The sequence below is a fragment of the Paenibacillus sp. 01T422 genome, from assembly GCF_056398785.1.
Genome location: NZ_JBFTQB010000743.1, coordinates 1 through 8,010, shown reverse-complemented (window position 1 = coordinate 8,010; position 8,010 = coordinate 1). Strand labels below are relative to the sequence as shown.

General features: G+C 43.1%; 8 protein-coding genes and 1 pseudogene. 7 read left to right on the top strand and 2 right to left on the bottom strand.

What is annotated here, in order from left to right; translation table 11 throughout:
- A partial coding sequence (locus AC1DUA_RS30330) for an aminoglycoside adenylyltransferase domain-containing protein (protein ID WP_477503283.1) occupies positions 1 to 585 on the top strand: 585 nt, incomplete at its 5' end.
- Between the two features lie 22 nt (positions 586 to 607).
- On the opposite strand, the gene AC1DUA_RS30325 is transcribed toward AC1DUA_RS30330, so the two are convergent.
- Positions 608 to 1,189, bottom strand: a complete 582-nt coding sequence (locus AC1DUA_RS30325; RefSeq protein ID WP_477503282.1) for a CBO0543 family protein — start codon at positions 1,187 to 1,189, stop codon at positions 608 to 610.
- A 160-nt stretch (positions 1,190 to 1,349) separates the two neighbouring features.
- Between AC1DUA_RS30325 and AC1DUA_RS30320 the strand changes: the two genes are divergently transcribed.
- Positions 1,350 to 1,652 carry a hypothetical protein gene (locus AC1DUA_RS30320; protein ID WP_477503281.1) on the top strand — a complete coding sequence of 101 codons (303 nt, stop codon included), beginning with the start codon at positions 1,350 to 1,352 and terminating at the stop codon, positions 1,650 to 1,652.
- Between the two features lie 16 nt (positions 1,653 to 1,668).
- On the top strand, positions 1,669 to 2,127 hold the full coding sequence (locus tag AC1DUA_RS30315; protein ID WP_477503280.1) for a type II toxin-antitoxin system VapC family toxin: 459 nt from the start codon (positions 1,669 to 1,671) through the stop codon (positions 2,125 to 2,127).
- Between the two features lie 57 nt (positions 2,128 to 2,184).
- Here AC1DUA_RS30315 and AC1DUA_RS30310 read toward each other — a convergent pair whose 3' ends face one another.
- Positions 2,185 to 2,880, bottom strand: coding sequence for a LysR family transcriptional regulator (locus AC1DUA_RS30310; RefSeq protein ID WP_477503279.1), 696 nt, complete (start codon positions 2,878 to 2,880; stop codon positions 2,185 to 2,187).
- 136 nt (positions 2,881 to 3,016) lie between these two features.
- Between AC1DUA_RS30310 and AC1DUA_RS30305 the strand changes: the two genes are divergently transcribed.
- From AC1DUA_RS30305 to AC1DUA_RS30290, 4 genes and pseudogenes are all read left to right on the top strand, one after another.
- On the top strand, positions 3,017 to 4,189 hold the full coding sequence (locus tag AC1DUA_RS30305; RefSeq protein ID WP_477503278.1) for a glucose-6-phosphate dehydrogenase (NADP(+)): 1,173 nt from the start codon (positions 3,017 to 3,019) through the stop codon (positions 4,187 to 4,189).
- Between the two features lie 46 nt (positions 4,190 to 4,235).
- Positions 4,236 to 5,585, top strand: coding sequence for a glucose-6-phosphate isomerase (locus AC1DUA_RS30300; RefSeq protein ID WP_477503277.1), 1,350 nt, complete (start codon positions 4,236 to 4,238; stop codon positions 5,583 to 5,585).
- Positions 5,586 to 5,600: 15 nt separating this feature from the next.
- Positions 5,601 to 6,624: pseudogene (locus AC1DUA_RS30295) on the top strand (NADP(+)-dependent, decarboxylating phosphogluconate dehydrogenase).
- Between the two features lie 116 nt (positions 6,625 to 6,740).
- On the top strand, positions 6,741 to 8,010 hold a 1,270-nt coding region (locus tag AC1DUA_RS30290; RefSeq protein WP_477503276.1), incomplete at its 3' end, for a hypothetical protein.

The window sequence follows — 8,010 nt, the reverse complement described above, 5'->3', positions numbered from 1 at the left end:
CTTCTGAATGAGCTAACTAATAATCATACTGAAATTAGCCCCTTACTGACCTATTTTGATAAGCAAATCAATACGAATGGCAGGGGAGCGGATTTGAATCCGATCACATGGTGGATTTTAAAACAACATGGCGTCCGGGTGTATGGCTCCGAAATTACGTTCAAATACGATTTGGAAGTTGATTCTCTACTCCAATATGTCATTAATAACTTAAATAGCTACTGGGTTGGTTGGATAACTAGATTAGAGGAAAAATTGCAGCTTATCCTTGCTCAGGAACAAGAGATCGACGTTGAGCAACTTGAGTATGCAATCGAGTGGTGTACACTCGGTATGTTGCGCCAGCTCTATACGTTAAAAGAACATGATATTACGAGCAAAGTTGGAGCTGGAATCTATGGCATTCATCATCTACCAGACAAGTGGCGCGGTCTTATTGAGGAGGCTATAGCGATAAAACGACTTCAAGCCAATCGTTTGTATCCATCACAAATGGAGCGTTTGACGGATCTGATAGCCTTGCTTAGATTTATTCATTCGGAAGCTAATCGTGTATACGAAAAAGAAAAAGACTCTAAACCCTGATTCACAGGGGACAGAGTCTTCTTTATTCAGCAGCTTTTTTAGAATCTCTTTGAAAATAAATAAACAAATCAGTTATTAACTTGGCAAGTATAGTGACTAGGAAGTAAATCAGAAATAAATAGAAATAATTCATTTTCCCGTACAAGTGAAATAAATCAACAGCTGATAACAATGGTTTAAGGACGAATGCGAAGATAGCGCACATAAGGGCACCAAATAAATAGTAATTTTTTTTATGATTCACGGTCCATTGATATAGTAGCATAAGCACAACAGGATTAAATGAGGCATCCATAGTGATGCTTGTGGGTAGATAGGGTACGATTTTATATGGAAATCCCCAAATATTGTTTCTTTCGCCATACAGATGAATATAGGTCGCCATGACATGTACACTGAAACCGTAAAAACCGATTTGCAACGCCTTCTTACGGTCAAGAACGAACCAGAGAATAATTAAGGGAATAAGGAACATAGCAAGATTAACCCAGAATTCCCATGTCTGAGCGTTCGAATATTGGACCCAATAATCGATCCAAGCGGTAGATAGCGACTTCTCCCTATTTAATAATTCCTCGTATACATGCTGTTGCTCTGGTGTCATAGAAAATCTCCCTGCATGTCTTTTTGTTATTATGTACGTTTTGCACGATTTTACACGCAGTTATGGCAAATCTTTCTTTTTTAATTCGACACCACCCCCTGAAATCGACAAAATACGACGAATCTTTTAAAAGCTATGCATAATTAAGGAGTGAATCACGATGGGGAATACTTACAAACGCTTCATTCAAAATCAACTCGAAAAAGCAAAATCTACCGCTTCCGAATTCATTACTTCAAGAAGTGAAGAGCAAGAGGAAGACACGTTGGAATTGARTCCGGACACATATGATCAACTGAGAGTCATCGCCAATATGCAGCATACGACCGTACAGGAGATCGTCAATGGCATCATTGCGCAATACCTGGAAAGTACACCATAMGAATTAGCCCACATCTCGGTGGATCAAAAAGAAGATAACCCGCTTTTATATTTAGATGGCATCTGCAAATTAGAGGATTAAGGAGTGCTGACGACATATGGATAACCACTTGAACATACAGGATGCCATTTTTCTGGATGGTACAGCTTTGGCCGCGTTAATGAACCCTGAGGATTCCAGCTATGCGAAAGCCCGTTCTTTGTTTCTGGATTTGCATGATCTTGAACGTAATTACGTGACTACCAACTCGATTATTTTTGATCTTCACGAATGGCTGCGCAATGCATACAGCTATCAACGGGCAGAATATTTCTTGAGTGCAATCGATAAAGCTGTGAGCAAAGGCAAGCTGACAGTCATCTCCAGCAGCCCTGAATTCGAGGGTGAATCGCGTAGATTGCTACTGGACAGGCCCGAGCTGCGTTTCTCGCTTAGTGAAGCCTTCACTGCGGTGACCATGTCCTATTATCAGGTCAAACGTATTTTTACGTTTAATCGTAATTTCATCATGCTTGTCAATTTGGATAAAAACTTTCGAATCATTCCGTCTAATTAAAAAACTTCAGCATGAAGAGCCGGTCCCCGTATGGGGCCGGCTCTTTCCTTATGAACTCTATTGAACCAACTCTATGAATCTTCTTGCCGAAATGGAAAGAGGCATATTACGCATAGTCATAATACCTACATGGGTAGGCGGCAGTTTCACGTCTAGTTTAATTTCGAAGAGAGATCCCTCTTCAAGCTCTTTCGAAATAAATTCTTTCGTTACGTAAGAAATTCCTAACCCTTTCCGTGCAAACTCGATGAGAAGCTCCACGCTGCCGACCTCGATCTCAGGTTTGAGTTTGTAACCGTAGCTTTGGAATAATTCCGTAATGGCCATACGTGCCCGGCTATTTCTCGAGAATAGAATAACGGGGTATTGGAGCAGCATTTCTAGCTTAATGCCAGGGTGTTTCTGATGGAATTCTTCCAAGTACGGAAGTAAATAATGTTTGAAGAGAGAATCGCTTCCGCCAATCCGCAGCTCGCCGCTGTCCAGATTTTTGAGTGCGGCCATTTTTTCTTCGGCTCGAGAAATGAAGTTCTGAGACTGCTCTATGTAGGAATAAAGGATGGCACCTTCTTGTGTCAGAGCAACACCTTTGGAATTCCGATAAAACAAAGCGAGACCAAAGCTGTCTTCCAGCTGTTTGATGGCGTGACTGACGCTTGGTTGGGTAATGTACAGGGCTTTGGCAGCTTGTGTCAAACTTCCCGTTTTGGCAGCCCAATAAAAAACTTTGTACAATTCGTAATTATTTATCATAGATGAGGTCTATATCTCCTCTGAAATATAATGATTTCTTTTATAGGTGGTAATTATATTATAGTGGAGTTACGAAAAAGAAACCAGAGCTTGCCGATTGATCAAGAGAGCTCTGTTGGAAGGAGAAGAGAATATAATGGAGCCTACTACATTTGTCTTATTTGGAGCGACAGGGGATTTAGCCAAAAGAAAGATTTATCCTGCCCTGTATAATTTGTTTGTCGATGATAAATTGCCAGAATCATTCTCTTTGATTGGACTTGGAAGAAGAGAGTTGTCATTAAGCAAAGCTTTTGCAGAAAATGAAATTTATCGAATCGACCATTATCTGGGCAAACCGATGGTGCAAAAACTTGAGGTTATCCAGCAGTCCAATCCAGTCCTACATGCGATCTGGGCTAATAATTATATTGCCAATGTTCAAATTACCGCTAACGAAACTGTTGGTGTTGAAGAAAGAGCCGGTTATTACGATCATGTAGGCGCGGTAAGAGACATGTTCCAAAACCATATGCTGCAATTACTCATGATGCTGACGATGCACCTGCCTAATATTAGCAACTCCGAATTGGTGCGGTTCAAGAAGAAAAAAGTGCTGGAAAATCTCGAGCCGTTGTTGAAACAGGACGTTGGTGCCAGCGTTATCCGCGGTCAATACAAAGAAGGAACCACCGGAGGAAAGCCCGTTGTTGCTTATACTTCTGAACCGGGAATTGCCAGTACGTCCATGAACGATACGTTTATTGCGGCTAAATTGCAGATCGACGATTTCTTTTGGCGGGGAGTACCGATCTATATTCGGACAGGTAAACGGATGAACGAGAAATCAACACGGATCGTCATTGAATTCAAAGAACCGTCAACGAATCTGACTCAAACACATGACGACAGCCAAGTACCTAATCTTCTGGTATTTGAAATTAGTCCTAATGAAAGCATTACGTTGCAATTAAATTCGAAAGATCCTCAACACAACGGGAAATTCAAACCGATTCAAATAGACTTTCATGAAAATCAGGAGGATGTTCCCGAGGCTTATGAAAATTTGATCTTCGATGCTTTGCAAGGAGACCCGACGTTCTTCGCGCATTGGGACGAAGTCGAATTAGCTTGGGCGTGGGTTCAACCTATTCTAGATGCTTTCCAAGAAAATCTAGTTCCGCTTCATCTATATGCCGCGGGAACGAATGGCCCAGCTGAATCTGATGCCTTGTTGGCGGAGAACGGCCATCATTGGTGGTTTGATTCCAATACCAAACGTGAAAGTGGAACAAGTAAAGAAAAATATTTTGCCCATCATACAAACTGATTTGCGTTTCAATCACTACGTGCAGGTCCAAAAGGAGAGGTTCCATATGGCTATTTCATTTAATTATTCAAGTGCATTATCATTTATCCAGCAGCATGAAGTTGATTATTTGGGTGAGTTTGTGAAAGTGGCACATGACATGCTTCATGAGAAAAAAGGACCAGGTTCCGACTATTTGGGCTGGGTCAATCTGCCGCTTCAATACGATAAAGAAGAGTTTGCAAGAATCAAGCAAGCTGCTCAGCGCATTCGATCAAATTCCGATGCCTTAATCGTCATTGGGATCGGCGGCTCCTATTTGGGAGCAAGATCAGCGATCGAAGCCTTGTCTCATACTTTTCATAATCAAATGGAGGGTAAAACGCAAGTATATTTTGCCGGTCAAAATATCAGTTCAACGTACATCACCCATCTATTGGAGCTGCTGAAGGATAAGGATATTTCCCTCAATGTTATCTCCAAATCGGGAACAACGACGGAACCAGCCATTGCATTCCGCATCCTGCGCGATTATATGGAGAAAAAGTATGGGAAAGAAGAAGCGAAGAAACGTATCTATGCCACAACCGACTCTTCTAAGGGTGCATTGAAAAAGCTTGCTGACGAAGAAGGCTATGAAACTTTTGTCATTCCTGACGATGTAGGCGGCCGCTATTCCGTACTTACTGCTGTAGGTCTTCTGCCGATTGCTGCTGCTGGACTTGACATTGATCAGATGATGGCGGGAGCCGCGGCTGCAGCACAGAAATATAATAATGCTGATCTTGCTACCAATGAAAGCTATCAATATGCAGCCGTTCGCAATGCCCTTTACCGTAAAGGGAAGAGTATCGAGCTGCTAGCTAACTTCGAACCGTCCTTACACTATGTTTCTGAATGGTGGAAGCAGTTGTTCGGTGAGAGCGAGGGGAAAGACCAGAAAGGGCTATATCCCGCATCCGTAGATTTCACGACTGATCTGCACTCGATGGGACAATATGTCCAGGAAGGACGCCGTGATCTTATCGAAACCGTTCTTTCTGTGAAGAAGCCGAAAGTTGAGCTGACGATTGAAGAGGACTCGGCCAATCTGGATGGTCTGAATTTCATAGCGGGCATGACAATGGACGAAGTGAACAAGAAGGCAGCAGAAGGCACACGACTTGCCCATGTTGATGGCGGCGTGCCTAATCTAATTGTTGAATTAGATGCTCTTAATGAATATACGTATGGGGAAATGGTGTATTTCTTTGAGAAAGCATGCGGCATCAGCTGCTTGCTGCTTGGGGTGAACCCGTTCGATCAGCCTGGCGTGGAAGCATACAAAATCAATATGTTTGCACTACTTGGCAAACCTGGTTTTGAAGCGCAAAAAGCTGAACTACAAAAACGAATTGCTGCAACAGAGCAGAAATAAGAGGAGGCAATTATTATGAGCAAACAGCAAATTGGTGTAGTTGGATTGGCCGTTATGGGTAAAAACCTGGCATTGAATATCGAAAGCAAAGGATTCTCAGTTGCTTTATATAACCGTTCACCAGAGAAAACGCATGAACTTCTGGAGGAAGCACCAGGAAAGAACTTTGTTGGTACTTACAGCGCAGAAGAATTTGTTCAATCCCTTGAGTCTCCGCGCAAGATTCTCATTATGGTAAAAGCGGGCCAACCTACCGATGATACGATTAATTCGCTCATCCCTTATCTAAGCCCAGGGGATATCCTTATCGACGGCGGTAACGCTTATTTCCCTGATACGCAGCGAAGAAATAAAGAACTTCAAGCGCAAGGCTTCCGCTTTATCGGCGCGGGTGTTTCGGGCGGTGAAGAGGGCGCTCTTAACGGACCTGCGATTATGCCAGGTGGACAAAGAGACGCTTACGAACTGGTAGAGCCAATCTTGACGGCAATTTCGGCCAAAGTGAATGGCGGCTGCAAGCAAACGTCTGAATGGTCCCGCAGTGTCAAGTTATGACGGCGATCCTAAAGAATTCATCGAGGCTGTTCGCAAAGCATTGTATACAAGTAAAATCGCTTCTTATGCACAAGGTTTTGCTCAAATGAGAGCTGCATCTGATGCGTACGGCTGGGATTTGAACTATGGGAACATTGCGATGATCTTCCGCGGTGGATGTATTATCCGCGCAAGATTTCTACAAAATATCAAAGATGCTTATGACCGTGACCCGGCATTGAGAAACTTGTTTCTTGACGAATACTTTGGCAATATCGTTGATAACTATCAGGATGCTTGGAGAAAAGTTGTTTCAGTTGCCGTTACAAGAGGTATTCCAGTTCCTGCTTTTGCTTCCGCATTAGCTTATTATGATAGCTACCGCACAGAGAGATTGCCTGCTAACTTATTGCAAGCTCAAAGGGATTATTTCGGGGCGCATACGTTTGAACGTGTAGATAAAAAAGGCAGCTTTCACTTCCAATGGATGGAGAATAACGAATAACATTGCCTATATAAGATGAAGCCGCATAGTTGCGGCTTTTTTTATTTCCGCAACAATACGAGAGGTAATGACGTCTAATCAACTGTCAGATTAACTAGAAGATGAGGAGCTTTCGATTGAGGAACCGTACTTTATGGAAGTTGTTTACTGTTGTGCCGTTTCTAGCTGTAATGATCATGATCGGGATTATACATACGGTGCTGCTGGCAAGAGAACAGGTGATGCCGTTTGCAGATTCTTATGGACGCGCGACATCATTGCCGAAGCTCGCTACGCAAGCAAGTCCTGTTCAAATGATCGGCTCCAAATCTTTTGCTTACAGATCCGGAAATGAACTTATTTATGTGAAAATTGACAACGAGGGTAAGAGTACCTCAGAGGTGCGGCCAGTACCGGACGCGGAGCTTGTACAATCTTATCGCCTCATGGGTGAGGGAAAAGCTGTTTGGATCGGTGCCAGCAACAAGCTGTATGCAAGTGAATGGAAGAATGGGCTTTGGTCAACGAAAAGATTGTTGAGTGAAACCGAGATGAGCGGCGTTCAGGGCATACAGGGGCTTAATGGCAATAAGGTCCTTCTCACGTTTAACGAAGAAGCGCTTTTTGTGGGCATTACTTCTGGCGAGGAAACACCGAATTGGATAAAGCTAAATACGAGTGGAATTAAGCAGGTACAAGGATTTATGGACACGGATGGTATGCTTTCCGTTGTTTATGCAACAAGTAGGGAAGGGAATTCCGCCCTGAACGTTGTTAAGTTGGATACCGCGTCTGGAAAGACGGTGCTCATGAATAAGCTCAAGGAATTAGAGCTGGTTAACAGGTATTTGGAGGATTTTACGGTATACGCAGACAAATCTTTACTCAGGGTCGCCTATACGATCAGCTCAGCTAAATCCGGTAAGAGTACTTTGCAGATGCTCACATTTCCCTGGGATCAAGCTGCTAACATGCAAGATGAGCGAATAGATCTTCCAAGCTCTGAGGCTAGTGATTCTGATACAATTTTGCATCCGGTTTTCTCTCAAACACCTTCTGGCGAAGTCACACTTGTAGTTTCATCGGTTTATGAAAAAAATCGGCGCATGAGCAGCCAGGAAGTGTATCAGTTAACTTTTCATGAAACTGAGCTATCCACATCGACAAAAATAAGCCAATTCGGCGGATTCGCTCAGTATCCGAATCTCGCACAAGAGCAAGATTTCCGCCTTGCTGCTTGGCTTGATCCCGTGACCGAAACGTCTTACCGTGTTTACTATGCGACAGATCAACAGCCTTACCAGGAGAGAATGAACCGACTTACCGAAGAAGACTTACGAACAGCTGCCGAGAATCTGCCTTTACTCTGGGGGATTGGTCTTGTAACTTGGTTTCTAAGTCTGAAAT